Origin of the sequence: Photobacterium sp. CCB-ST2H9, assembly GCF_023151555.2 — a bacterium.
In the GTDB taxonomy this organism is placed as follows: domain Bacteria; phylum Pseudomonadota; class Gammaproteobacteria; order Enterobacterales; family Vibrionaceae; genus Photobacterium.
The window spans coordinates 253349-279446 of the sequence record NZ_CP100425.1 but is presented as its reverse complement, the minus strand read 5'-3'; the positions used below and the strand labels follow the sequence as shown (position 1 = coordinate 279446).

Annotated in this window: 21 protein-coding genes; 12 read left to right on the top strand and 9 right to left on the bottom strand. The window is 54.5% G+C overall.

Translation table 11 applies throughout. The annotated features are described in order from the left end of the window. Window positions 1-28: 28 nt before the first annotated feature. From L4174_RS01195 to argC, 3 genes are all read right to left on the bottom strand, one after another. Window positions 29-1237 (bottom strand): argininosuccinate synthase, encoded by a 1209-nt coding sequence (locus L4174_RS01195; protein ID WP_248144423.1) that lies wholly within the window; start codon window positions 1235-1237, stop codon window positions 29-31. 143 nt (window positions 1238-1380) lie between these two features. Next, on the bottom strand, window positions 1381-2160 hold the full coding sequence (gene argB / locus L4174_RS01190) for an acetylglutamate kinase (protein ID WP_248144424.1): 780 nt from the start codon (window positions 2158-2160) through the stop codon (window positions 1381-1383). A 26-nt stretch (window positions 2161-2186) separates the two neighbouring features. Further along, window positions 2187-3200: an N-acetyl-gamma-glutamyl-phosphate reductase gene (gene argC / locus L4174_RS01185; protein WP_248144425.1), complete on the bottom strand. Its 1014-nt coding sequence runs from the start codon at window positions 3198-3200 to the stop codon at window positions 2187-2189. A gap of 581 nt (window positions 3201-3781) precedes the next feature. Here argC and ppc point away from each other — a divergent pair. Beyond that, window positions 3782-6412 carry a phosphoenolpyruvate carboxylase gene (gene ppc, locus L4174_RS01180; RefSeq protein WP_248144426.1) on the top strand — a complete coding sequence of 877 codons (2631 nt, stop codon included), beginning with the start codon at window positions 3782-3784 and terminating at the stop codon, window positions 6410-6412. A gap of 364 nt (window positions 6413-6776) precedes the next feature. Beyond that, window positions 6777-7349 (top strand): PadR family transcriptional regulator, encoded by a 573-nt coding sequence (locus tag L4174_RS01175; RefSeq protein WP_248144427.1) that lies wholly within the window; start codon window positions 6777-6779, stop codon window positions 7347-7349. Between the two features lie 128 nt (window positions 7350-7477). Here L4174_RS01175 and metF read toward each other — a convergent pair whose 3' ends face one another. The 3 genes from metF to L4174_RS01160 all read right to left on the bottom strand — a co-directional run bounded on the left by metF (window position 7478) and on the right by L4174_RS01160 (window position 12233). Continuing rightward, a complete protein-coding gene (gene metF, locus L4174_RS01170) occupies window positions 7478-8380 on the bottom strand; it encodes a methylenetetrahydrofolate reductase (RefSeq protein ID WP_248144428.1) in 903 nt (300 codons plus the stop codon). Between the two features lie 281 nt (window positions 8381-8661). After that, a complete protein-coding gene (locus L4174_RS01165) occupies window positions 8662-11067 on the bottom strand; it encodes a bifunctional aspartate kinase/homoserine dehydrogenase II (protein ID WP_248144429.1) in 2406 nt (801 codons plus the stop codon). Then, window positions 11064-12233: an O-succinylhomoserine (thiol)-lyase gene (locus tag L4174_RS01160; RefSeq protein WP_248144430.1), complete on the bottom strand. Its 1170-nt coding sequence runs from the start codon at window positions 12231-12233 to the stop codon at window positions 11064-11066. Before L4174_RS01160 ends, L4174_RS01165 begins: the two co-directional genes overlap by 4 nt. A 185-nt stretch (window positions 12234-12418) precedes the next feature. Between L4174_RS01160 and metJ the strand changes: the two genes are divergently transcribed. After that, on the top strand, window positions 12419-12736 hold the full coding sequence (gene metJ / locus L4174_RS01155) for a met regulon transcriptional regulator MetJ (RefSeq protein WP_248144431.1): 318 nt from the start codon (window positions 12419-12421) through the stop codon (window positions 12734-12736). A gap of 76 nt (window positions 12737-12812) precedes the next feature. On the opposite strand, the gene L4174_RS01150 is transcribed toward metJ, so the two are convergent. Continuing rightward, complete coding sequence (locus L4174_RS01150) at window positions 12813-14060, bottom strand: malic enzyme-like NAD(P)-binding protein (RefSeq protein ID WP_248144432.1); 1248 nt, start codon at window positions 14058-14060, stop codon at window positions 12813-12815. Window positions 14061-14303: 243 nt separating this feature from the next. Continuing rightward, entirely contained in the window at window positions 14304-14519 is a 216-nt protein-coding gene (gene rpmE, locus L4174_RS01145; RefSeq protein ID WP_211646471.1) for a 50S ribosomal protein L31, read from the bottom strand. Between the two features lie 219 nt (window positions 14520-14738). Between rpmE and priA the strand changes: the two genes are divergently transcribed. The 7 genes from priA to rraA all read left to right on the top strand — a co-directional run bounded on the left by priA (window position 14739) and on the right by rraA (window position 22685). Continuing rightward, window positions 14739-16937, top strand: coding sequence for a primosomal protein N' (priA, locus tag L4174_RS01140; RefSeq protein ID WP_248144433.1), 2199 nt, complete (start codon window positions 14739-14741; stop codon window positions 16935-16937). A 154-nt stretch (window positions 16938-17091) separates the two neighbouring features. Beyond that, window positions 17092-18123 carry a DNA-binding transcriptional regulator CytR gene (cytR, locus tag L4174_RS01135; protein WP_256549380.1) on the top strand — a complete coding sequence of 344 codons (1032 nt, stop codon included), beginning with the start codon at window positions 17092-17094 and terminating at the stop codon, window positions 18121-18123. Between the two features lie 148 nt (window positions 18124-18271). Then, window positions 18272-18913 carry an SPOR domain-containing protein gene (locus L4174_RS01130; RefSeq protein ID WP_248144435.1) on the top strand — a complete coding sequence of 214 codons (642 nt, stop codon included), beginning with the start codon at window positions 18272-18274 and terminating at the stop codon, window positions 18911-18913. A gap of 196 nt (window positions 18914-19109) precedes the next feature. Beyond that, entirely contained in the window at window positions 19110-19637 is a 528-nt protein-coding gene (gene hslV, locus L4174_RS01125; RefSeq protein WP_254589111.1) for an ATP-dependent protease subunit HslV, read from the top strand. Between the two features lie 9 nt (window positions 19638-19646). Beyond that, window positions 19647-20978, top strand: a complete 1332-nt coding sequence (hslU, locus tag L4174_RS01120) for an HslU--HslV peptidase ATPase subunit (RefSeq protein ID WP_248144437.1) — start codon at window positions 19647-19649, stop codon at window positions 20976-20978. 123 nt (window positions 20979-21101) lie between these two features. Then, window positions 21102-22010: a 1,4-dihydroxy-2-naphthoate polyprenyltransferase gene (locus L4174_RS01115; protein WP_248144438.1), complete on the top strand. Its 909-nt coding sequence runs from the start codon at window positions 21102-21104 to the stop codon at window positions 22008-22010. A gap of 189 nt (window positions 22011-22199) precedes the next feature. Then, a complete protein-coding gene (gene rraA / locus L4174_RS01110; RefSeq protein ID WP_248144439.1) occupies window positions 22200-22685 on the top strand; it encodes a ribonuclease E activity regulator RraA in 486 nt (161 codons plus the stop codon). 80 nt (window positions 22686-22765) lie between these two features. On the opposite strand, the gene zapB is transcribed toward rraA, so the two are convergent. Then, on the bottom strand, window positions 22766-23008 hold the full coding sequence (gene zapB, locus L4174_RS01105; RefSeq protein ID WP_036754671.1) for a cell division protein ZapB: 243 nt from the start codon (window positions 23006-23008) through the stop codon (window positions 22766-22768). A 597-nt stretch (window positions 23009-23605) separates the two neighbouring features. On the opposite strand from zapB, the gene L4174_RS01100 reads away from it, so the two are divergent. Together L4174_RS01100 and glpK are read left to right on the top strand one after the other, a co-directional pair. Further along, window positions 23606-24457: an MIP/aquaporin family protein gene (locus L4174_RS01100; RefSeq protein ID WP_248144440.1), complete on the top strand. Its 852-nt coding sequence runs from the start codon at window positions 23606-23608 to the stop codon at window positions 24455-24457. Window positions 24458-24512: 55 nt separating this feature from the next. Further along, window positions 24513-26027, top strand: coding sequence for a glycerol kinase GlpK (gene glpK / locus L4174_RS01095; protein ID WP_248144441.1), 1515 nt, complete (start codon window positions 24513-24515; stop codon window positions 26025-26027). Window positions 26028-26098 lie beyond the last annotated feature (71 nt).

Sequence of the window (26098 nt, the reverse complement as noted above, 5' to 3'; positions counted from 1 at the left end):
ATTGGTAATGCGCTTTACGCTGATAGAATTATTTTTTTTGCTCGTTCAGTGCACGGATACGGCTGGCCAGCGAGTACAGGCGGATAAAGCCACCGGCATGGCTGTGATCGTACACTTCATCTTCACCGAAGGTCGCAAACTCTTCTGAGTACAGACTGTTTGGTGAGCGCTTCTGAACTGCGGTGACCTGGCCTTTGTACAGCTTCAGGACCACTTCGCCATTGACGTCCTGCGCCAGCTCATCAGCCGCAGCCAGCAATGAACGGCACAGCGGCGTAAACCAACGGCCATCGTAAATCAGATGTGAAGCTTTCAGCGCGAGGCTTTCACGGAACTCAAAGGAATCTTTATCCAGTACCAGCTGTTCCACCGCACGCAGGGCTTCCATCATGATGGTGCCTCCCGGGGTTTCATAACAGCCGCGGGATTTAATCCCAACCAGACGGTTTTCTACGATATCGATCCGACCGACACCGTGCTCAGCACCTTTCGCGTTCAGATACACCAGAGCTTCATAAGGTGACATGGCTTTGCCATCAACCGCGACAATCTCGCCTTTTTCAATTTTGACCGATACCTGCTCCGGCGTATTCGGGGCATCTTCCGGATCCTTGGTCCAGACCCAGCACAGCTCATTTGGCTGATTCCATGTATTTTCCAGTACACCGCCTTCGGTCGAGATGTGCCAAGCATTGGCGTCACGGGAGTAGATTTTTTCTAAGGTCGCTGTGGTCGGAATTTTACGCTCTGCCAGATAATCCAGCAGGGCTTCACGACTGCGCAGGTCCCACTCACGCCAAGGCGCAATCACAGTCAGCTGAGGTGCCAGCGCTGCATAAGCACTTTCGAAACGGACCTGGTCGTTCCCCTTACCGGTACAACCGTGACACAGGGCATCGGCACCCACTTCCAGCGCACACTCTACCTGAGCTTTCGCGATAATCGGACGCGCCATCGACGTGCCCAGCAGGTATTTGCCTTCGTATACCGCACCGGTTTTCAGACTTGGGTAGATGTAATCTTTGACCATCTCTTCTTTCAGGTCTGCGATGTAGCAGGCAGATGCACCCGAGGCCAGTGCTTTTTCTTCAATGCCTTCCAGCTCAGCTTCACCCTGACCCACATCGGCCACAAAGGCGACGACTTCACAGTCATAGTTTTCTTTCAACCATGGAATGATGGCCGAAGTATCCAGACCGCCGGAATAAGCTAATACGACTTTGTTTACCTTGCTCATTGTTACTCTCCTTCGTTGCCTGCGCGACGGTCATCCCGTTCAGGCGGTATCAATCTTGATGTTTGAAACGACAAATTCAATTGGGTTAATTTTTATATCCGAACCCGGATTTTGCGCCAGCGTCCGGATGCAAATCTGCTGACTCAGAGCACAAATCGGGTTCCGATTTGTTCCCCTTCAAACAGCGCCAGAAGTTTGTCCGGATAACGCCAGCCCGCAATTTCGACCGGACGTCCTAAACCTTTGGCGGCCTCAAACGCTGCTTTCACTTTTACAATCATGCCGTCGGTAATCACCGCTTGCTGGATCAGCGCATCCGCTTTAACTTCAGTCAGCGATTCAATCAGATGGCCTTTGCCATCCAGCACGCCACTGACATCTGACAGCAGGACCAGCTCAGCATCCAGTGCAGCGGCGACGGCCACGGCGGCCTGATCGGCATTGACATTCATCAGTTCACCGTCAGCTGTCAGGCCAATTGAACTGATAATCGGCAGGTAACCCGATGCCATCAGACCGGCCACCAGACTGCTGTCACCCGGTGCGGCTTTACCGACAGCACCCAGTTCCGGGTCCAGCTCAGTCACCTGGCACAGACCACCATCAGCCAGCCCCAGACCGACCGCTTTCACACCGCACTTTATCGCATGGCCCTGCAGCATCTTATTGGCAGTCCCTGCCAGTGCGCCCGCAATCACGCCAATCTGATCCACCGGGGTCACCCGCAGCCCCTGCTTCTTCACCGTTGGCAGATTGAGCTTTTTCATCAGGTCATCCACCAGATAACCGCCGCCATGTACCAGGAGCAAAGGACGATTCGCCTTCGCCTGATATGCACTGATGGCTCCAAAGACTTTCTCGAGCGTGTCGCTGCACGACAATACGGCTCCACCCAATTTGATCACTAACGGCGACTGTTCCATCCCGCTTCTCCTTTCAACAGCCAGACTTAGCCAACCAGCGCAGTCAACGGCGCAAAACCATTACGAATATTGATACATTGCATCGCCTGAGACGATGCACCTTTCAGTAAATTGTCGATGGCTGAGGTCAGGATGACGTACTGCCCCTGCACCTGCCAACCGATGTCACAGAAGCAAGTATTTACCACATCCTGCAAACGTGCTGCCTGATTGCCCAGCAGACGCACCGCCTGTTCGCCAGACTGGTGATAAGCTGCTGACATCGCCGCCGAGACGGCTTCGGGGGTCACCCCCGGAGCCAGTCTGGCCGTGATTGTGGCCAGGATGCCGCGCTTAAAATTGCCGAGATGCGGGGTAAAGATGACGTCAGTTCCCAGATGCGCCGAAATTTCAGGCTGATGACGGTGGGTAAACACACCGTAGGCCTGCAGGCTGACTTCGCAGAAACTGTTGGTCATGCTGGCTTTGCGTCCGGCGCCGGAGACACCACTCACGGCATTGATTACCGGCCATTGCTGAGTATCCAGCAGCCCGGCTGCCAGCAATGGTTTCAGGGCCAGCTGAGAAGCTGTCGGATAACACCCGGGAACAGCAACGAGCTGCGCCTGGCGAATAGCATCGCCGTTCCACTCAGCCAGACCGTAGACCGCTTCGTCCAGCCATTGGGCATGCTGATGTGAAAATCCATAATAGCGGGTATAAAAATCATCGCCTTTCACCCGGAAAGCCCCGGACAGATCAAAGACCTGACAGCCAGCTTCCAGGAAAATCGGAGCCAGGTCATGGCTCACCTCATGCGCCGTGGCCAGCAGCACGATATCGGAAGAGTTAGCGACCGCAGCTGCATCAGTCAGCGGCTGAAGTGGTAAATCGACCAGTCCGCGTAATTGCCCGTGCAGTTCGCTGATGGCTTTACCGGCATCCAGACTGTTTTCAGACACATAGAGACCGGCCAGCTGCAAATGCGGATGTTTCAGTACCATGGCTGCCAGTTCCGCACCGGTATAGCCGCTGGCACCAATGATAGAGGTATTCAACATATAAGATCCTGTTGTCATCGTTGTGAAATTCACTATCAAGAAAATATAACTGCTGTATGTTTCAGCGCGTGACGCCAGGCAGGCGCGTCATGGAAGGTGCCAGAGACACCGGGCGATAGAGACTTAGCGTCGTCGGAAGGAATGCTGCTTGTGGTTCATCGCCTGGTTCATACTGCTGCTGATGGCCTCTGGTTGATCATAAAAGACGTCTTGCGACATACCGTTTATCTGTTTGCTGCATGACATCAAACTTGTTTTGTTATTCACATACAAACCAAATAAACAGATTTTTATTCATTAATTATGAATTTTTATATTTACCCTTTTCGGTTTTTTATGTCAAGCCAGACGGCAGAAAAAAGTATGCTTCGTGACGGCTGCACGGTGATACGTCATGCTCTGGCTGTAAAAATAAAGAAAGTAAATTACAGAACAGATAGAGTCCGCAGGATTCATGCACGTCGTTTGATAGGATTTTTGTCTAAAAAGGGCCTACTTATTGACCTTTCGCCCCAATGAAGGCTAGATTGTTGGCAACGCCTTGGCGATTGGATGTAACAAAATTACGATATGGATGCGATATGAACGAAAAGTACAGTGCGTTAAAAAGCAATGTCAGTATGCTTGGCCACTTGCTGGGTAACACCATCAAGGATGTCCACGGCAGCGAACTGCTGGATAAAGTTGAAACCATTCGAAAACTGTCAAAATCGGCCTGCGCCGGGAACAGTGACGATCGGGAAAAACTGATTACCGAGCTGCAGAACCTGCCAGATGATCAACTGCTGCCTGTTACCCATGCGTTCAGTCAGTTCCTGAACCTGACCAACATCGCCGAGCAATACCACACGATTTCCCGCCATTGCGAAGATCTGGTATGCAGTCCGGATGAAATGGACAGTCTTTTTGCCAAGCTCAAAGATGAAAGCATCACTGAGCTGGACTCGCTGCAGGCTGTTCGTGAACTCAACATCGAACTGGTGCTCACCGCACACCCGACGGAAATCGCCCGTCGCACCATGATTCACAAGCTGGTGCAAATCAATAAATGTCTGTCCCAGCTTGAATTGAACGAGCTGTCTCACCGGGAGCGCCAGAGAGCAGAACGCCGTCTGGAGCAACTGATTGCTCAGGCCTGGCACTCCGATGTGATCCGTAAGCAACGCCCCAGCCCGCTCGATGAAGCCAAGTGGGGTTTTGCCGTCGTTGAGAACTCATTATGGGAAGCCGTCCCGGAGTTCCTGCGCCAGTTTGATGAAAAGCTGCATCAGCACCTGGGTGAAAGCCTGCCGCTGGACGCCGCGCCTGTGAAATTCTCTTCCTGGATGGGGGGAGACCGTGACGGGAACCCGTTCGTCACTGCCAAGATCACCCGTGAGGTATTGCTGCTTTCACGCTGGAAAGCAGCAGATCTGTACCTGAACGATATCCAGGAACTGGTCAGTGAGCTGTCAATGGTTGCCTGTAATGACGAAGTCCGAGAGCTGGCTCATGGCGCCCATGAACCGTATCGTGAAATCGTCAAAGGACTTCGCACGTTGCTGACCCAGACCCGTGACGTGCTGGATGCAAAAATCAAAGGCCATGATGTGCCGAAAGTTGCGATTCTGGAAGATGTCGAGCAGCTTTGGGCACCACTACATGCCTGTTACCAGTCTTTGCACGAATGCGGCATGGGCATCATTGCTGATGGCCTGCTGCTGGATACGCTGCGTCGCGTCCAGTGTTTTGGCGTCCATCTGGTACGTCTGGATATCCGTCAGGAAAGTACCCGTCACTCCAATGCGATTTCAGAACTGACCCGCTATCTGGGACTGGGAGATTACGACCAGTGGAGTGAACAGGACAAAGTGGCTTTCCTGGTCCGCGAGCTGGCTTCAAAACGCCCACTGCTGCCTCGTGACTGGCAACCCTCAGAGCCAGTTCAGGAAGTTCTGGACACCTGTCGCGTCATTGCTGAGCAATCCCGACAGGCGCTGGGTGCCTATGTGATTTCCATGGCCCGGACAGCTTCCGATGTTCTGGCTGTTCACCTGCTGCTCAAAGAAGCCGGATGTCCTTTCCGCCTGGATGTCTGTCCGCTGTTTGAAACCCTGGACGATCTAAACAACGCGGAATCTGTCATCACCCAGCTGATGAATATCGACTGGTACCGCGGTTTTATTCAGAACCACCAGATGGTCATGATTGGCTATTCCGACTCCGCCAAAGATGCCGGTGTGACCGCGGCTGGCTGGGCACAGTACCGCGCCATGGAAGCCCTGGTGAATGTCTGCGATGACGCCGGTGTTGAACTGACGCTGTTCCACGGTCGTGGCGGTAGTATCGGCCGTGGTGGTGCGCCGGCTCACGCTGCCCTGCTGTCTCAGCCGCCACGCAGCCTGAAAGGCGGCCTGCGTGTCACGGAGCAGGGCGAAATGATTCGCTTCAAACTGGGTCTGCCGGATGTGGCAGTCAACAGCCTGAATCTCTATGCCAGCGCGATCCTGGAAGCCAACCTGCTGCCGCCTCCGGCACCAAAGCAGGAGTGGCGGGATGTCATGGACAATCTGTCTGATATCTCATGCGGCGCTTACCGCGCTGTGGTTCGTGGTCATGAATCTTTTGTCCCTTACTTCCGTGCTGCCACGCCGGAAATGGAGCTGGGTAAACTGCCACTGGGCTCCCGTCCGTCGAAGCGGAATCCGAAAGGCGGTGTTGAAAGTTTACGTGCAATTCCATGGATCTTCGCCTGGAGTCAGAACCGCCTGCTGCTGCCAGCATGGCTGGGTGCAGGAAAAGCAATTCAGCATGTGATTGATCAGGGGAAAGCATCACTTCTGGAAGATATGTGCCGTGAATGGCCATTCTTCTCTACCCGACTGGGTATGCTGGAAATGGTTTACAGCAAGACCAATATTCAGATTGCAGAGTATTACGATCAGCGCCTGACCGACGAAAGTCTGTGGCCGCTGGGACAAGAACTCCGCGACCAGTTACAGCGCGATATCAAGGTCGTCCTGAACGTCGAGAACAGCGATCACCTGATGGAACAAGACCCTTGGGGTGCTGAATCTATCCGCCTGCGTAATGTTTATGTTGAGCCGCTGAACATGCTTCAGGCTGAGCTGTTGCACCGGACCCGTCAGCAGGAAACAGTCTCGCCAATGCTGGAAGAAGCCCTGATGGTCACGATTGCCGGCATCGCTGCCGGTATGCGCAACACCGGCTAAATCCCGCATTTCCAAATCAAAACAGGCCACCTTCGGGGTGGCCTGTTTTTTGTTCGCAATTAAGACAATACGAAATTCCGAATTTCAGCTATGGTCTATATACGTGCAGTGAATCAACATGAAGGAAACTTTGTGCACTGCATGCAGTCCGCATAATTGGACAAACGTCACAAGATAACTAATTGCTCACTGTTCACCACAGAATATTTATGCTTCTGCTGGTTGCAGTGATTCAATTGATGATATCCTATGTGATCTCGGCCGGGCACTGCAACAATACGATTATAAAAACGCCTAAGAGCGGATGGGTAACGTAACACCCGGTCGATTTATTTTTTTTGTAGTATTTTAACGGATAGAAGAGATGTCACTACCACACGTCATTTTGACCGTGCTGAGTTCGCGTGATGCGACCGGCTACGACATTACGAAAGAGTTCTCTCACAGTATCGGCTATTTCTGGAAAGCCAGTCATCAGCAGGTATACCGCGAGTTGAACAAAATGGCCACCAACAATCAGGTTACCTGTAAACTTGAACCTCAGGAGGGTAAACCGGATCGTAAGGTATATTCCATTACCGATCTGGGCCGGCAAGCGCTGTTTGAGTGGTTCCAGGAACCCGCTCGTAATCCAACCATCCGTGATGAGTTTTCTGCCAAACTGCTGGTCTGCGGCGTACACAACTCGCAGCCAATGCAGCAACAGCTGGAAGCACTGATCGAAGAATCTCACACACTGATGAACCATTACCATGAGCTGGAGAAAGTCCATTTCGCCAACTACAAAGACATGGATCGCCAATCTCGTCTGGATCGCCTGACCCTGCGTCGTGGCATCCACAACCGCCAGGCCTGGATTGACTGGGCAGAAGAAGTACTGGCAGAACTGAAAGATATGGACAGCTCTGAAAGCAGCGTTGCTCTGAGCGCTGAGTAAAGACCACGACTCCCGGACCGGGAGTCCGTGATGTACCGCCATAAACAGGTACACCATCATCTTTTCATCAAAAAAGCCGCTTTCGCGGCTTTTTCTTTTTGGTCTCTGTCAGGTTCCCCGAGGCTTGCTCAGACGGCCGCTTCCGCTTCAGCGCGGACACCCAGCGTATGGCAGATTGCATAGGTCAGCTCTGCGCGGTTCAGGGTGTAGAAATGGAAATCCTTCACGCCTTCACGGCTCAGTACACGAACCATATCAATCGCATTACTGGCGCCGACCATCTGGCGACTCAGCAAATCATCGTCCAGTCCCTGATACTGCTTCTCCAGCCAGTTCGGAATTTTCACGTTATTGGTCTGGGCAAATCGCTTTGCCTGCTTCATGTTCACCACAGGCAGGATCCCCGGCACAATCTCAACATCAATGCCGGCAGCCACACAACGGTCGCGGAAGCGCAGGTAGCTCTCCACATCAAAGAAGAACTGAGTAATCGCACGGTTTGCACCAGCATCCACTTTACGCTTCAGGTTAATCAGATCAGCCTGCGCACTTTTCGCTTCCGGATGCACTTCAGGGTAAGCCGCCACCGAAATGTCGAAATCGGCTTCTGCTCGCAGCAGTTCCACCAGATCAACGGCATACATATCCGGCTTCCCGCCGTTCGGTGGCAGGTCGCCACGCAGGGCCACAATGTTTCGAATCCCGTTTTTCCAGTAATCACGGGCAATGGAACGTAACTCATCACGGGAAGCATCAATACAGGTCAGATGGGGGGCTGCAATCAGACCGGTCTGATCTTTGATATCTTTGATGATCGAGTGAGTCCGATCCCGCTCACCGGAGTTGGCACCATAAGTGACCGAGACAAACTTGGGTTTCAGCGTTTTCAGACGATGAATCGAGGACCACAGGGTTTCCTCCATCGCAGGCGTACTTGGCGGGAAGAATTCAAATGACACATTGATCGCACCGTTCAGATCGGCGATGTTCTGATTTAAAGCATCCAGATGATTGGCGTAAGAGTAACCCATAATTGAAACCTTCCTGCTGATGGCCTGCGGCCTTCCCTGTAAACTCTGACGCCGAATAACCATTTAGACGTCTATATGTCCACAGAATGTCTTGTAACCAATTTAATGTCAACCGCATAAACATGAATTTTTCTCAACATCAAATCCCACTTTCTTCAAGTTCGGAATTTAGCACCTTAGGCTCCCGTTCAGCCCGCGTACTCACTGTATTGTGAAGATAGCAAATACAACAAAGGGCAGCGGAAAACTGCCCTTTCGATCTATCTCATCACCCGAAAATCTTACAACAGGTTCGCCAGACGATTCAGATCGGACAGCAAGGCACCGGCCGTCACGTCACGCCCTGCGCCCGGGCCGCGGATCACCAGCGGATTCTCGCGGTACCAGCGGCTTTCAATGGCAAAAATATTGTCACAAGGCAGCAGGTTGGCCAGGGCATGCTCCGGCTCCAGTGCATCCAGTCCCACAGCGGCCTGGCCATTTTTATCCAGCCGGGCCACATAACGCAGCACCTTCCCTTCCCGTTGAGCTTTGGTCAGGCGAGCCTGCAGCCGTTCATCCAGAACAGGCCCCTGCTCAAAGAAGGCATCCAGACTCAGACCGGCCAATTCCTCCGGCACCAGTGATTCCACTTTCACCTGTTCAGGCTCCAGTGCCAGACCGGACTCTCGCGCCAGAATCACCAGCTTCCGCATGACATCACTGCCATCCAGATCATGCCGGGGATCCGGCTCCGTCAGCCCCTGCTGCCAGGCCTGCTCCAGTAACTGACTGAACGGCAGACTGCCGTCAAATTGCTGGAACAGCCAGGACAGGGTCCCGGAGAAAATCCCCGACACGGCAATAATAGTATCGCCGCTGTCACGCAGGTCTTTCACCGTATGGTTCACCGGTAACCCGGCCCCGACCGTCGCGTTATACAGCCAGTGACGGCTGCTTTTCTCAAAGGCATCGACCACGGCACAATAGACGTCTCCCGGTGCGGAGCCGGCCACTTTATTGGCTGAGATCAAATGCAGGCCACTGCTGGCAAAGTCAGAATACCGTTCAGACAGCGCCTTGCTGGCCGTCACATCCAGGACCACCAGCTCGTCGTAATCATGCTGACCCAACGCAGGCAACCAGTCGCTGCCATCGGTAGCTTCGTTGTCAAACTGGGTCAGCGCACGCTCTGTCGGAATACCTTGCAGGTCAATCCAGAAACGCCGGCTGTCGGCGACCCCGATCAGGGTAAAACTCATGCCATGACGCTTTTCCAGCGTCGCCTTCTCTTCCCCGAACAGTTCCAGCCACCGGCTGCCGATATTGCCCTTACCGCAAAGGATCAGACCAATACGCTTCTGAGCCTGAAACAGACTCTGGTGGATCTGCTGAACCAGTGCCTGAGTGTCGGCCTGACGCAGCACAGCAATCAGACTGAGACCGGATTCAGCCTCAGTAACGAATTCAACCGGCTGCCCTTTCAGCTGTTGCTGGAAGCCATGGCAGTGGACCGGATTATTCACCACACCAGCTCCCACGGCGGCAACCATGGTAAAGCCATCCCGGAGGCGGATCTCGGCATGAATACCACTGTCCTGTAACAGCAGCAGCACGCCATTGGCAACCTCGGCGGTATAAGCCAGCTGGATCCGCCCGGTATCCGTTTCAACATGCTGTGCCAGCGGCAGTGCCTGCTCCTGAGGTAACAGCCTTGCCAGCGTTTGCGTCAGCTGAGTCAACGACCGGGCACCGCTCACCGACAACTCGAGCAGACAGACGTCATCCAGAGAGGTAATAATTTTGGCCCCGCGGCCGGAAGCCAGCACCCGCTCAACCCGGGTCGAACCGGATTCAGGTTGCTGGCTGCAGCGTAACGTCAGGTCAATCGCACTCTGAGCCACAGGCTGCAACGTACGGCTGTGCAGAACCGGCGCAGCCAGCCGGGCCAGTTCATCCGCTTCATCCAGACGCAGTAATGGCAGCAGACAGGCATCGTTGACTACGCGCGGATCGGCACTGTATACCCCGGCGACGTCACTCCAGATTGTCACCCGGCAGACACCCGCCAGCGCACCGATGACAGTCGCAGAATAGTCAGAGCCGTTTCGGCCCAGCAGTACGGTCTCCCCGCCCTGATTCGCGGCCATGAATCCTGTCATCACCAGACGGTGACCGCTGTGCTGCGCCAGTTCATTCTGAAGCAGCGGCAGGGAACGGCCGCGATCAACCTCCGGCTGAGCTGCCCGTTCGGCCCGAAGGAACAGTCGTGAGTCCAGTGCCCGTGCCGCCATTGCTTTCTGAGACAACAACGCAGCCAGCAACCGTGATGACCACAGCTCGCCGTGACCCAGTACCCAGGCCTGTCTGGCCGGGGTCATATCACTGCCGGAAAGCTGGCCCAGTGCACTGAATTCCAGATGCAGGGCTGTCAGGAGCTCATCAGCTTCCCCGCCATCCAGCAGCTCTTCAACCAGATGCTGCTGAAAATTTCGCAAGTCCTGCAGGCTCTCATGCGCCAGACGACCATCCTGATTCAGCAGCGACAGCCACTGAATGAGCCGGTTCGTCGTTTTCCCGGCCGCCGAGACCACAATCAGATCTTCTGCATCAGAATACTGCAGCAAAATGTCAGCAACATTCCAGAAGCAACCGGCATCCGCCAGACTGCTGCCGCCGAATTTGTGTAACTGCCGTCCCTGGGTCATGCGCTGATCTCCGCAGCTTTAGCAAAGGCCTGCGCCAGATCGGCAATCAGATCTTCCGCATCTTCCAGTCCCACTGACAAACGCAGCAGAGACGGCAGCAGGCCAGCCTCCAGCTGAGCTTCATCAGACATCGCCCGGTGGGTCATGCTGGCCGGGTGGGCAATCAGACTTTCCGTTCCCCCCAGCGATTCCGCCAGCGAGAAACATTCCAGCGCAGCCACAAAGACTTTCAGCTGCTCCATACTGCCCGCCAGTTCGAAACTCAGCATAGAGCCAAAACCCGCCTGTTGCTTCGCCGCAATGTCATGCCCCGGATGATCCGCGAGACTCGGATGATAAATCTTACCCACCAGCGGCTGGGTCTGCAGATAGGCCAGCAAACGGGCTGAGTTTTCCTCATGCATGCGCATCCGAGGCACCAGAGTCCGGACCCCGCGCAGGGTCAGATACGCATCAAACGGCGCGCCGGTGGCACCGATACAGTTCGCCCACCAGGACAGTTTTTCAGCATGCTCGCTGTCTTTGGCAATCAGCACCCCGCCCACAACATCGGAGTGACCATTGATGTACTTGGTTGTCGAATGCACGACGAAGTCCGCGCCCAGCGCAATCGGCTGTTGCAGGGCCGGAGACAGGAAAGTGTTATCGACGGCGACCAGCGCGCCAACCGCATGGGCCTGCTCACATAACTGAGCCACATCCACCACACGCAGCAAAGGGTTAGAAGGTGTTTCAACCCAGACCAGCTTCGGTTTTTTTGCCAGTGCCGCAGCCAGCGCCTGGGCGTCGCCCTGATCGACAAACTGCACCTTGAAATCCCCTTTACCGGCCCGGGTATTAAACAAGCGGTAAGTCCCGCCGTAGCAGTCATGCGGTGCCACAACCAGATCTTCCGGTCCCAGTTGGGCGGTCGCCAGCAGGTTGATGGCCGCAGTCCCGCAACTGGTCACCACGGCCCCGGCACCGCCTTCCAGCTCCGCCAGCGTATCCGCCAGCAGGTTTCGGGTCGGATTGCCCGAGCGGGAATAATCGTACTGGGGCAACGTCCCGAGTTCAGGAAAGCCATAGGTTGAGGTCAAGTAAATCGGTGGGACCACTGCGCGAAAAGGCTGATCCGTTTCAATGCCGCTGCGTACAGCGATTGTTGCTGTTTTCTTGTCGCTCATCTTCTAGCTTCCTTGTTCCTTGGGGTGGCCGGGGCCGACGGTCATCAAATTCCCACAACCTTAGCTATATTTAAAAAAGACGTCAACACTTCCAGACGTCTATATGTCTTTGCTTGTGGCAGTAAATCCCGCTAAAATTCCCCCATACAATATTTCAAAACCCTATATCGCTGAGAAGGTAAACAATGGCAAAGTGGAACGGTGAGTACATCAGCCCTTATGCGGAACATGGCAAGAAAAATGAGCAGGTCAAAAAAATCACTGTCTCTATCCCATTAAAGGTTCTGAAGATCCTCACGGATGAACGCACCCGTCGTCAGGTGAACAACCTGCGGCATGCCACCAACAGCGAACTGCTGTGTGAAGCATTTCTCCATGCTTATACCGGTCAGCCATTACCAACCGATGACGACATCCGGAAGGACCGTCCAGACGATCTGCCTGCAGAAGCGAAGGCCATCATGGAAAGCCTAGGCATCGAATACGAAGACATTAACGAATAAAAAAGATAGTCGGCCGAAGTAAAAAAAAACCAGCCTGACGGCTGGTTTTCAATGCAAAACGCAAAATGATGTCTCTTTACACTTCCATGTAACCCACAGGCATTTCGATGCGGGCAACGCCTGACTCTACCGCAGCAACAGCGACCGCTTTCGCAACGCGAGGCAGCAAACGCGGATCCATTGGCTTAGGAATAATATAGTCAGGACCGAACTCCAATTTCTCAACACCAGCCGCCTTGGCCACTTCCGCCGGAACCTTTTCTTTCGCCAGTTCACGGATGGCATGAACCGCAGCCAGTTTCATCTCGTCATTAATCTCGCTGGCACGCACATCCAACGCACCGCGGAAAATGAACGGGAAACAAATCACGTTGTTCACCTGGTTCGGATAATCCGAACGGCCGGTCCCCATGATGAGATCATCACGCACGGCATGAGCCAGCTCCGGCTTAATTTCCGGATCCGGGTTAGAACAGGCAAACACAACAGGCTTTTCAGCCATCAGCTTCAGTGCTTCAGCAGACAGCAGATCCGGACCAGACACGCCCACAAAAATGTCGGCACCCTCAATCACGTCTTCCAGAGTACGCTTGTCGGTATTGTTAGCAAACAGCTGCTTGTATTCGTTAATGTCGTCACGACGGGTGTGGATCACACCTTTACGGTCCAGCATGTAGATCTTTTCACGCTGGGCACCACACTTAATCAGCAGTTCCATACAGGCAACTGCCGCCGCGCCCGCACCCAGACAGACGATCACCGCTTCATTGATATCTTTGCCCTGCAGTTCCAGTGCATTGAGCATCCCGGCTGCAGTTACAATTGCGGTACCGTGCTGGTCATCATGGAAGACCGGCACCTGGCAACGTTCAATCAGACGCTTTTCAATCTCAAAACAGTCAGGTGCTTTGATATCTTCCAGGTTGATCCCGCCGAAGGTGTCGGCAATGTTTGCGACCGTATCGACGAACTCGTCGATGGTGCGGTGTTTAACTTCGATATCAATCGAATCCAGGCCCGCGAAACGCTTGAACAGCAGCGCCTTGCCTTCCATCACTGGTTTGGATGCCAGCGGGCCGAGATTACCCAGACCAAGAATGGCCGTACCATTGGTGATCACGGCAACCATATTGCCTTTACCAGTGTACTTATAAACATTTTCTGCGTTCTGGGCGATCTCCCGCACAGGTTCGGCCACACCCGGGCTGTACGCCAGGGCGAGATCTTCTACTGTGTTGGCAGGCTTGCTCAGTTCAACCGAAATTTTCCCGGGGACAGGGTAAGCATGGTAATGAAGTGCTTGTTGACGAAAATCTTCAGACATAGTTATTAGAATCCTGAATGGATGGATGTTCGGTTCGGTATTGAACAATGGATCATATTCGATAGCAGCACAAAATCCTAGTTCGCGCAAGCTGGTAATACCAAGGGAATCACGGATGCGGGCCGGAAAAATGCCGGGCAGTGACGGAGGCGGGAACTGAGGGGGAAATGATTAAGAAACGGGGCGCATAAATGCAAAAAGGGACGCCGCAGCGTCCCTTTTCTCGACAGTGTCTTCGAGCAATTACTTGCTAGACAGAGCGCCGAAACGCTTGTTGAATTTGTCGATACGGCCACCGGTGCTCACTTGACGCTGCTTACCAGTGTAGAATGGGTGACATTTGTCGCACACATCCAGGTTGATGTCGTCTTTACTCAGAGTTGAGTTGAAGACGAAAGTGTTGCCGCAAGAACAACGAGCGTTTACAGCAGTGTATTCTGGGTGGATACCTTGTTTCATGGGGAAACCTCATAGCTAAGGCCGTGTCGCTCTCCCGATCCAAAGCCGGGCACCACACGTGGTTAATAAATAATGCCGGGCCAACAGCTCCGGACAAACAGGCGGCGTATGATAATCAATCAGCTCACTCAGATCAACAGCAATCACCGAGCCTTCCCGCTTTGCCTTGTTCATTGTGCAGGGTACACTGCCATGTATCTGTAAGTATAAGTGAAGCCTATGACTGCCACCATCGCCCGGGTTGCCCTGCCTGTTCCGCTGGACAAAACTTTTGACTATCTGATCCCGGCCGGTACACAGCCTGTCATAGGTGGTCGGGTCCGTGTCCCGTTTGGCCGTCAGCAGCTCACCGGTATCGTCATCGCCCTCACAGACACTTCGGATTTTCCTCTTGAGCAACTCAAGCCCCTCAGAGCCGTGCTGGACAGTGAACCCCTGTGGCAGCCGCCGCTGTTTCAGTTGCTGGAATGGACTAGTCGCTACTACCAGTACCCGCTCGGCGATACCCTGGCCAATGCATTACCGTCAGCCCTGCGTAAAGGCAGACCGGCCAATGCCGAGATTCGTTTCTGGCAACTGACAGAAAAAGGAAAAGAGCAGCCTTTATCCGCCCTGAAGCGAGCCCCCAAACAAGCCAGCATCCTGACTCTGCTGCGCAACGGTGAACTCAGCCACGAAGCTTTATTAGAAGAAGACGTCAGCAGCACAACCCTGAAAACCCTGACGGAGAAAGGCTGGATCCACAGCTATCAAGCCGTCCCTCAGAGCCTGCGCTGGCAGAATGAATTTGCGATTACCGAAGACAAGCCCCGGCTGAATGAGGAACAGGCCCTGGCGATTGCCAGTGTCAACGCCAATCCCGGCTACGGCTGCTATTTACTACAGGGCGTGACCGGTTCAGGTAAAACCGAAGTTTACCTCAACCTGCTGGAACCTGTGCTGGCCGCAGGTAAGCAGGCGCTGGTGCTGGTGCCGGAAATCGGCCTGACGCCGCAGACCATTAACCGCTTCCAGCGCCGTTTCAATGTGCCGCTGTACACCATCCACTCCGGCCTGAATGATACCGAGCGCCTGAGCGCCTGGCTGGCCGGGCGCGACAATCAGGCCGGGATCATCATCGGAACCCGTTCTGCCCTGTTCACGCCGTTTGCCAGTCTGGGCATCATTATCGTCGACGAAGAGCATGACGCATCCTACAAACAACAGGACAGCCTGCGCTACCACGCCCGGGATATGGCCGTGCTCAGGGCAAATAAGGAAAATATTCCGATCGTGCTCGGCTCAGCAACGCCGGCTCTGGAAACCCTGCACAATGCCCGCACCGGCAAATACCATCACCTGCACCTGACCCGCCGCGCCGGCAATGCTCAGGCTGCTCGCCACGGTGTGCTGGACGTAAAAGGCCTGTATCTGGATGCGGGGCTTTCCGCACCGCTGATCGCCCGGATGCGCCAGCATCTGAGTGCGGGAAATCAGGTGATGCTGTTTCTGAACCGGCGCGGTTTCGCCCCGGCCCTGATGTGTCACGAGTGCGGCTGGCTCGCCGAGTGTAAACGCTGCGATGCCTACTATACCTATCATCAGCATTCCGGAGAGCTGCGTTGTCACCACTGCCAGACCCAGCGGCCGGTGATGCCGCAGTGCCTGCAATGTGGTTCAACCCAGCTTCAGACCGTCGGAGTCGGCACCGAACAGCTGGAACATCAGCTGGCCGAGTTGTTCCCCGAATTCAAAACCGTGCGCATCGACCGTGACAGCACCCGGCGTAAGGGCAGCCTGGACACTTATCTGGAAGCCATCCGCAACAAGGAATATCAGATCCTGATCGGGACTCAGATGCTGGCCAAAGGACATCATTTTCCGGATGTCACCCTGGTCGCACTGGTCGACGTTGACAGTGCCCTGTTCAGCAACGATTTCCGGGCGCCCGAACGGCTGGCACAACTTTTCATTCAGGTTGCCGGACGGGCCGGACGGGCCAGCAAACCGGGCGAAGTGCTGTTGCAAACGCACCATCCGGAGCACAGCCTGCTTCAGGCCCTGCTGTATCAGGGGTATGACCATTTTGCCGGTCAGGCACTGACGGAGCGCCGGCAGGCGATGCTGCCGCCCTACACCTATTTGGCTTTATTCCGGGCTGAAGCCCAGCAAAGCGATGTTACCGAGCAGTTTCTGCTCCAGGTCCGGGGCATTCTCGAAGCCAGCCCGCTGTTCAGCGACCAGACAATGGTCATGGGCCCAAACCCGGCTCCCCTCTCACGCCGGGCCGGCCGCTATCGCTGGCAACTGCTGCTCCAGGCTTCGGACCGCAAGACTCTGCAACAACTGCTGACGGTTGCCCGTCCGGCAATTCAGCTGTTGCCGCTGGCCCGAAAAGTTCGCTGGTCACTGGATGTTGAGCCTCAGGATTTGGGATGAAGATAAAATAAATAATGCGAATTGGATCACAAGCCCAATGTAATTTATGCTATTGCGCACATGTTTAAACCTGCTCAAAGTGCCTACAATAACAGGCTTGCTGGATCAGGTTTCTGTCCCGATTTGACACGATCCTCCAGCATTATTGAGAGAAATATCTAGAGAGGAACAACTTATGGCGACAATGAAGGATGTTGCCCAGCTGGCCGGAGTTTCAACCGCGACGGTATCGCGCGCGCTGATGAACCCGGAAAAAGTGTCGGCCTCGACTCGTAAAAAAGTCGAACAGGCTGTCATGGACGCTGGCTATTCCCCCAACTCCCTGGCGCGAAACCTGCGACGCAATGAATCGAAAACCATTGTCGCAATTGTGCCGGACATCTGCGATCCCTATTTCACCGAAATTATCCGCGGTATTGAAGAAGCCGCAATGGAGCACGGCTATCTGGTATTGCTGGGCGACAGCGGCCAGCAGAAAAGCCGGGAAAACTCTTTCGTCAACCTGGTCTTCACCAAACAGGCTGACGGCATGCTACTGCTGGGCACGGATTTACCGTTTGACATCAGTAAGCCTGAACAGAAAAACCTGCCGCCGATGGTCATGGCCTGTGAATTTGCGCCTGAACTGGAGCTGCCGACCGTTCACATAGACAACCTGACCGCCGCATTCGAAGCCGTGAACTATCTGACCCAGATGGGGCACAAGCACATTGCGCAGGTCACCGGACCGGACAGCGCCATGCTCTGCCAGTTCCGGGCTCAGGGTTACCAACAGGCCCTGCGCCGCGCCGGAATCGAGCTGAACCCTGCTTATACGGTTAAAAGCGACTTCACTTTTGCCGGCGGCGCCCGTGCCGTCACCACGCTGCTGTCGCTGCCCGAGCCGCCCACCGCCCTGCTGTGCCACAACGATGTCATGGCTATCGGTGCCATGCAGCAGGCCAAACGTCTGGGTATCAAGGTGCCGCAGGATCTGTCGATTGTCGGTTTCGATGACATTCAGTTTGCGGAATACTGCGATCCTCCGCTGACAACGGTGTCTCAGCCGCGTTACGAGATTGGCCGTCAGTCGATGCTGATGCTGCTGGAAATTCTGCAGGGCAAAGACATTACCGCCGGCTCACGACTGCTGGATGCCAAACTGGTGATCCGCGAAAGTGCCGCGCCGCCAGCCAACAAGTATTGACGCGGCAACGCGGTGAAATATTGAGCAAAAGGTCACAGAATCATCGGGAAGCACACTCACCGACACTGGCTGAGGCTTCCCGACACTAGCCAGTCCGAACACTTCTTTGTACCATATCCGTCCAATCGTTCAGCAATAATCAAAAATTGTGGCAACCAAAGATTACGTCAAGCGAGGCCGGGCGACGAAGAAACCGGCCAGAAAAACCCGTTCCCGCAGCAGCCAGCCTCAAGGACAGTTCCCGATAAAATGGGCACTGATTGCTTTGTGCTTGGTTGTCGGCATGGGATACGGCCTCTATTTCCTGTCCAGCACTCCCAAACCTGCGACGCCAGTTCCTGAGCAGCCGGTTAAGCCGGTTCAGAGAGAGAGCCCGAAACCGGCCGTCAAACCCAAAACCGAACCGGTACCCAAGACTGAGCCGAAACCGGTCACGACGACGAAACCGCAGGAAAAACTGCCGCCGAAGCCTGCCGAGAAGTGGCGCTATATTGAAGAGCTGGAAAACAAAGAAGTTCAGGTTGAAGCCAAGAAAGTACCGGACACGCCCAACCGGCCGTATCTGATGCAGTGCGGCGCTTACCGGACACCGGCACAGGCCGAGGAACGCAAGGCAATGATCGCCTTCCAGGGGCTGAGCAGTCAGATCAAAGTTTCGCAGGGCGACAAAGGCAGCTGGTACCGCGTGGTGCTGGGCCCTTACCCGCAAAAACGAAAAGCCGAGAGCGACCGCAACATGCTGCGCCGAGCAGGCATCGAACCCTGTGCGATCTGGTACTGGGAATCCTGACCGTTTGGCAGCCGGTAACAGGCTGCTACACTGACAGAAGCCGTCTCAATTGACCCAAGGATGCCATCGGCATCCTTTTTTATTCCCTGTACGCACGCAGATGTTCCCTTTGCCTTGAAATCCGGTACCACCATCCCCAGATCTGCGTAATACCCATACCGGCTGACAAGCCGGATTGATGCTAAGAGGTAATACCGTGACAACTATAGTCTCTGTACGTCGCAACGGAAAAGTCGTCATCGCAGGTGATGGCCAGGTCTCACTGGGCAACACCGTGATGAAGGGCAATGCCCGTAAAGTCCGCCGTCTGTATAACAATCAGGTGCTGGCTGGTTTTGCCGGCGGTACGGCAGATGCCTTTACTCTATTCGAGCGTTTCGAGCGCAAGCTGGAAATGCACCAGGGTCACCTGATGAAAGCCGCCGTTGAGCTGGCAAAAGACTGGCGAACTGACCGCAGCCTGCGCCGGCTGGAAGCCTTACTGGCCGTTGCGGATGAAACAGCGTCCCTGATCATCACAGGCAACGGGGATGTGGTACAGCCGGAAAACGACCTGATTGCCATCGGCTCCGGTGGTAACTTTGCCCTGTCAGCAGCCCGTGCGCTGCTGGAAAATACCGAGCTGGATGCTCGCACCATTGCTGAGAAGTCGCTTAAAATTGCTGGTGATATCTGTGTTTACACCAACGACTTCCAGACTGTTGAAGAACTCGATACCCAGTAAGGATTCCCCATGTCTGAAATGACTCCTCGCGAAATCGTTCATGAACTGAACCGCCATATTATTGGCCAGGACAAGGCTAAACGCGCTGTTGCGATCGCCCTGCGTAACCGCTGGCGCCGGATGCAACTGCCGGAAGAGCTGCGTGTCGAAGTCACGCCGAAGAACATTCTGATGATCGGTCCGACCGGGGTCGGTAAAACGGAAATTGCCCGCCGTCTGGCCAAACTGGCAAATGCCCCGTTCATCAAGGTCGAAGCGACCAAGTTCACCGAAGTGGGTTATGTGGGTAAAGAAGTGGAAACTATTATCCGCGATCTGACCGATGTTGCCGTGAAAATGACGCATCAGCAGGCGATGGAAAAAGTCCGTTTCCGTGCTGAAGAGCTGGCTGAAGACCGCATCCTGGACGTCCTGCTGCCACCAGCACGCGATGCCTGGGGCCAGAACGAAGAAAGCGATAACAACTCAACGACCCGTCAGTCCTTCCGTAAGAAGCTGCGCGAAGGCCAGCTGGACGACAAAGACATCGAAATTGATGTTGCGGCACCGCAAATGGGCGTGGAAATCATGGCTCCTCCTGGCATGGAAGAAATGACCAACCAGCTGCAGGGCATGTTCCAGAACCTGGCCGGCAACACCACCAAAAAGCGCAAGATGAAAATCAAAGATGCGCTGAAAGCGGTGACTGAAGAAGAAGCAGCCAAGCTGGTCAACCAGGAAGAGCTGAAAGAGCAGGCAATTCACGCGGTTGAAAACAACGGTATCGTATTCATCGACGAAATCGACAAAATCTGTAAGCGCGGTGAAACGTCCGGCCCGGATGTCTCCCGTGAAGGTGTTCAGCGTGACCTGCTGCCGCTGGTCGAAGGCTCTACGGTCTCGACGAAACACGGCATGGTCAGAACCGACCACATCCTGTTCATTGCATCCGGCGCCTTCCAGGTGTCACGTCCGTCCGATCTGATCCCTGAACTGCAGGGCCGTCTGCCAATCCGGGTTGAGCTTGAAGCCCTGACCAGTGAGGACTTCAAGCGTATTCTGACGGAGCCGAATGCTTCACTGACGGAACAGTACTGCGCACTGATGGCGACAGAAAACGTGAACATCAGCTTTACCGAAGACGGGATCGCCCAGATTGCTGACGCGGCCTGGCAGGTCAATGAGCGGACCGAAAATATCGGTGCACGCCGCCTGCACACTGTCATGGAACGCCTGATGGAAGAACTGTCTTATGACGCTTCCGAGCAAGGTGGCAAAGCGCAGGTGATCGACAAAGCCTACGTTCAGGCCCATCTGGACGAACTGGTCGAAGACGAAGATCTCAGCCGCTTCATTCTGTAATCTCTTCCCGGGATACCTGTTTATGACAGGTATCCCGTTTTTCCCTTCCTTTTGCGCCAAAACAAAGTTCTTCTCCGCCCCGCTGCCATAATGTATTCATTCTTATTCACATTGCGGGCAACCATGCTGTTATCTCATCGCTCTGTCTGGCTTGATGCCACTCGACCCAAAACCCTGCTTCTGGCCATTGCAGCTTTGCTGTGTGGTAACGCACTTGCTGCCGAACAAGGCCATTTTTCACCGGCAGTCGCCCTGCTGGCGCTAGTGACCGCCCTGCTTCTGCAAATTCTCTCGAATCTTGCAAACGACTATGGCGATGTCAAAAAAGGCACAGATAACCCCCAACGACTGGGACCGGTCAGAGGCTTGCAGAGCGGCGCCATCACGCTGACCGCCATGCGCTCGGCCATCACGCTGACCCTGCTGCTCACCACCATCAGCGGAATCGCTCTGCTTCTGATTGCTCAGCCTTCCCTGACCGTTTTGCTGACCTTCATCGGTCTGGGGATCGCTTCAATCATCGCTGCTCTGGCCTATACGCTGGGCACCCGGCCTTACGGCTATCGCGGTCTGGGTGATCCGGCGGTCCTGATATTCTTCGGCTGGGTTGCGGTCGGTGGCAGCTACTATTTGCAGAGCCACCAGTTCTCGCTCACGATCTTACTGCCGGCCACCGCCAGCGGGCTTCTGGCTGTCGCGGTGCTCAACCTCAACAATCTGCGGGATATCGACAACGACCGTGCCTGCGGCAAAATCACTCTCGCTGCCCGGCTCGGCCCGACAGGAGGACGCTGGTATCATCTGGGTCTTCTGATTGCCAGCCTGCTTGGCTTTGCGTGTTACAGCTTACTCACTCCTGAGTCGGCATGGCGCTGGCTTTTCCTGCTGGCGGCACCGTTTCTGCTGACCCATGGGGCTCAGGTGCTGGCGGCAGCGGACGGAAGAGCCCTGCGTCCCATGTTTGCCTCGCTGATCCGGGCCGCAATGCTGACGAATCTGCTGTTTGCCATCGGACTGATTGCAGACCGCTAAAGCATTGCATCGGGATTGCAATGCCGCCTGAGCTGGTTATACTTTCAGCAAGTTATCAGCACAGATGACAGATTTATCCGGTCAGGTACTGCGCCAAGGGAACCCATCATCGGTTGTCACACCTCTGGCGTACGGGTCGGCATCTGGTTCAGGCTGGACACTTTTACTTGCCAACAAAGAAGCGAACTTATGGAATACAATACCTCTGAACTCTGTGATATTTATCTCGACCAGGTCGATGTGGTTGAGCCAATGTTCAGCTCATACGGGGGACGCAGCTCTTTCGGGGGGCAGATCACCACAGTGAAATGCTTTGAAGATAACGGTTTGCTTCACACTGTACTGGCAGAATCCGGCGTTGGCCGGGTATTGTTGATTGATGGCGGCGGCTCGCTGCGCCGGGCGCTGATCGATGCTGAGCTGGCTCAGCTCGCGGTACAGAACGAATGGGAAGGCATTATTGTCTACGGCTGTGTCCGCCATGTCGATGATCTGGATGAACTGGATATCGGGATTCAGGCCATGGCCTCAATTCCCGTCGGGGCCGACAGACAAGGCAGCGGCGAAGTGGATGTTGCGGTGAATTTTGGTGGCGTCACTTTCCTGCCGGAAGATCACCTGTATGCCGACAATACGGGAGTTATTCTGTCACCAGAACCGCTGGATATCGAATAACCCTTTCGCGTGTTCTCATTCGCCAGATACAAAAACAGAGCCTGTAGGCTCTGTTTTCGTTTCCGGTGCACGCAGCAGATTTATTCTACCGTGTCCATCTTGCCCAGCAGTGCGCGAACGCGCTCCTGCCATGCCTGATGATCATGACGCAGCTTTTCGTTGTCCTGAACCAGTGATTCACGATCCGCACGCAGTTCCTGAGCCAGATTCGCCAGGTTCTCGTTTTTCTCTTTCAGTTCTTCCACTTCCATCTGCAGCAGGGAAATGGTGTCGACGGCCATCTGCACTTTGGCTTCCAGCTGTTCCAGCATCTCTAAAGACATAGTTTTCACCCTATCAGCACCTGCGCAAGACCACAGCATCCCTTCCTTCTTGAGTTACAACAGTTGACGGCGAACGCTCGTTCAATCACATCGTACCGATAAGCCACGCTGTTCCTGATTTCCACATACCGCTTCATTGCAACACCAATTCGTTCGGGGATATCACCGCGACTACCAGGCAAATTACAAATCCAATGTGGCCCTATTCTAACTAGGCCTTATACGTCTGGCATCTACAAATACCACGCTTTATCACAAACGGGTAAAAATTATGCAAACTTCCACAAAATTTTACGAAAGCACGCGCCGTTTCAGTGCAGTCCGGGCCTGAACTGTTAGCAACCGCTCAGATTTCCGTTCCGGATTTTGCGGTGGAAAAAAGTGCATGCTAGTGTTCGCGCCAGCGCCGGGAAAAGTAGAGTTTTTGCTCAACACACCCTTGTCGTTTGACCTTCGATATTGACCATAAACACAAATAACATGCTCGAACGCACATTTTTTATTCGATTAACTTTCCAGAAAATCATCATTCGAGTATTTTTTGATTACATCACGATAACATCTTACTTACCTACGACTCGACAAAAGGACTGGCAAATGACCAAACGACAACCCCCAACGCTGCTCGGTGAATGCCTGGCAGAATTTATTGGCACCGGACTGCTGATTTTCTTTGGTGTAGGCTGTGTAGCTGCTTTAGTGTTAGCAGGTGCTAACTTTGGACAATGGGAAATCAGCCTGACCTGGGGTCTGGGTGTCACCATTGCGATCTACTGTACGGCAGGCGTTTCCGGCGCTCACATTAACCCGGCAGTCACCATTGCGCTGGCCCTGTTCCATGGTTTCGATAAGGCCAAGGTTGTGCCTTACATTCTTTCCCAGCTGGCGGGCGCTTTCTGCTCCGCGGCGCTGGTTTACAGTCTTTACAGCAACCTGTTCGTCGATTTCGAAAACGCGCATGGCATTCTGCGCGGCAGCGTAGAGAGTCTGGCCACTGCAGGGATCTTCTCAACCTATCCAAACCCAAGTCTTTCATTTTCAGGAGCTTTTGCAGTGGAGTTTGTGATTACTGCGGTCCTGATGTTTGCCATTCTGGCGATTGGGGATGAGCAAAATGGCGCACCACGTGGTCCGCTGGGCCCGGTTCTGATTGGTGTGCTGATTGCAGTGATCGGCGCATCCTTAGGTCCGCTGACCGGCTTTGCCATGAACCCGGCCCGCGACTTCGGCCCGAAATTCTTTGCTTATCTGGCAGGCTGGGGTGACATGGCCCTGACTGGCGGTAAGGATATTCCGTATTTCATCATCCCGATTCTTGCACCGATTGCCGGCGCTTGCTTCGGTGCCTGGCTGTACCCGAAAGCCATTGCCGTTTATCTGCCGGGTAACCGCTGTACCCTGCCGAACCAATGTGAAAGTGATGAAGAAAAAGAAACCGCGCAAGCCTGATTGCGGCGCGACTCCCCGATATACCTATAATTATCAGAGATAAGAGGACACTCAGATGACCACAGAACAAAAGTACATCGTCGCACTCGATCAGGGAACCACCAGCTCACGCGCCGTGATCATGGATCACGACGCCAACATCGTCTGCACCGCGCAGCGCGAATTCACCCAAATCTATCCGAAAGCCGGCTGGGTTGAACACGACCCAATGGAAATCTGGGCCACCCAGAGCTCGACGATGGTCGAAGCGCTCGCGAAAGTCGGCATCCGCACCGACCAGCTCGCCGGCATTGGGATCACCAACCAGCGTGAAACTACCATTGTCTGGGACAAAAATACCGGCAAGCCGGTTTACAACGCCATTGTCTGGCAATGCCGCCGTACCGCCGATATCTGCCAGCAGCTGAAAGAGCAAGGACTGGAAGACTATATCCGCGAGAACACCGGTCTGGTGGTGGACCCGTATTTCTCCGGGACCAAAATCAAGTGGATTCTGGACAACGTTGAAGGCGCCCGCGAACAGGCTGAGGCCGGTAACCTGCTGTTCGGTACTGTCGATACCTGGCTGATCTGGAAACTGACCCAGGGCCGTGTGCACGTCACCGACTACACCAACGCTTCCCGGACCATGCTGTTTAACATCAACTCTCTGGAGTGGGATGAAAAACTGCTGAAAGCCATGGATATCCCGCTGTCAATGATGCCGGAAGTCAAAGCCTCTTCTGAAGTCTACGGTCAGACTAACATCGGCGGTAAAGGCGGCACCCGTGTGCCAATCGCCGGGATTGCCGGTGACCAGCAGGCTGCACTGTTCGGTCAGATGTGTGTGGAAGCCGGTCAGGCGAAAAACACCTACGGCACTGGCTGCTTCCTGCTGATGAATACCGGCAAAGAAAAAGTCACCTCGCAAAACGGCCTGCTGACAACCCTCGCCTGCGGCCCGAAAGGCGAACCGGCCTACGCGCTGGAAGGTGCGGTGTTCATGGCAGGTGCATCCATTCAATGGCTGCGTGACGAACTGAAACTGCTGGGCGATGCCAAAGATTCTGAATACTTTGCCGAGAAAGTCGGCAGTGCCAACGGCGTTTACGTTGTACCGGCCTTCACCGGTCTGGGTGCCCCTTACTGGGATCCGTATGCCCGCGGCGCGATTGTCGGCCTGACCCGTGGTGTGAACAGCAACCACCTGATCCGTGCCACGCTGGAAAGTATCGCCTACCAGACCCGCGATGTGCTGGATGCAATGCAGGCAGATTCCGGTATCCACCTGGCTGCCCTGAAAGTCGACGGCGGTGCCGTTGCCAACAACTTCCTGATGCAGTTCCAGTCCGACCTGCTGAACACTGAAGTGCACCGTCCGGTGATCACTGAAGTTACCGCACTGGGTGCTGGTTATCTGGCGGGCCTGGCCGTGGGCTTCTGGGACAGCATTGATGAGCTGAAAGACAAAGCCGTACTGGATCGCAGCTTCACGCCATGCACGGATGACAGCAAGCGCACCCGCCGCTACAACGGCTGGAAACGTGCTGTTGAGTGTGCGAAAGGCTGGGCTATCGACGAAGAAGAGTAATCTCAACGTCCTATCGCTCGACTGACAAACAAGCCTGCCCTTCCGGCAGGCTTGTTTCTTTCAATGCTTAT

Excerpts from the sequence above, each read along its gene's own strand:
- L4174_RS01100 (WP_248144440.1), top strand. The coding sequence starts at position 23,606 with ATGACCAAACGACAACCCCCAACGCTGCTCGGTGAATGCCTGGCAGAA.
- ppc (WP_248144426.1), top strand. The coding sequence starts at position 3,782 with ATGAACGAAAAGTACAGTGCGTTAAAAAGCAATGTCAGTATGCTTGGC.
- argC (WP_248144425.1), bottom strand. The coding sequence starts at position 3,200 with ATGTTGAATACCTCTATCATTGGTGCCAGCGGCTATACCGGTGCGGAA.
- L4174_RS01150 (WP_248144432.1), bottom strand. The coding sequence starts at position 14,060 with ATGTCTGAAGATTTTCGTCAACAAGCACTTCATTACCATGCTTACCCT.
- priA (WP_248144433.1), top strand. The coding sequence starts at position 14,739 with ATGACTGCCACCATCGCCCGGGTTGCCCTGCCTGTTCCGCTGGACAAA.
- glpK (WP_248144441.1), top strand. The coding sequence starts at position 24,513 with ATGACCACAGAACAAAAGTACATCGTCGCACTCGATCAGGGAACCACC.
- L4174_RS01160 (WP_248144430.1), bottom strand. The coding sequence starts at position 12,233 with ATGAGCGACAAGAAAACAGCAACAATCGCTGTACGCAGCGGCATTGAA.
- rraA (WP_248144439.1), top strand. The coding sequence starts at position 22,200 with ATGGAATACAATACCTCTGAACTCTGTGATATTTATCTCGACCAGGTC.
- L4174_RS01195 (WP_248144423.1), bottom strand. The coding sequence starts at position 1,237 with ATGAGCAAGGTAAACAAAGTCGTATTAGCTTATTCCGGCGGTCTGGAT.
- L4174_RS01165 (WP_248144429.1), bottom strand. The coding sequence starts at position 11,067 with ATGACCCAGGGACGGCAGTTACACAAATTCGGCGGCAGCAGTCTGGCG.
- metF (WP_248144428.1), bottom strand. The coding sequence starts at position 8,380 with ATGGGTTACTCTTACGCCAATCATCTGGATGCTTTAAATCAGAACATC.
- argB (WP_248144424.1), bottom strand. The coding sequence starts at position 2,160 with ATGGAACAGTCGCCGTTAGTGATCAAATTGGGTGGAGCCGTATTGTCG.
- rpmE (WP_211646471.1), bottom strand. The coding sequence starts at position 14,519 with ATGAAACAAGGTATCCACCCAGAATACACTGCTGTAAACGCTCGTTGT.
- zapB (WP_036754671.1), bottom strand. The coding sequence starts at position 23,008 with ATGTCTTTAGAGATGCTGGAACAGCTGGAAGCCAAAGTGCAGATGGCC.
- L4174_RS01175 (WP_248144427.1), top strand. The coding sequence starts at position 6,777 with ATGTCACTACCACACGTCATTTTGACCGTGCTGAGTTCGCGTGATGCG.
- metJ (WP_248144431.1), top strand. The coding sequence starts at position 12,419 with ATGGCAAAGTGGAACGGTGAGTACATCAGCCCTTATGCGGAACATGGC.
- L4174_RS01115 (WP_248144438.1), top strand. The coding sequence starts at position 21,102 with ATGCTGTTATCTCATCGCTCTGTCTGGCTTGATGCCACTCGACCCAAA.
- hslU (WP_248144437.1), top strand. The coding sequence starts at position 19,647 with ATGTCTGAAATGACTCCTCGCGAAATCGTTCATGAACTGAACCGCCAT.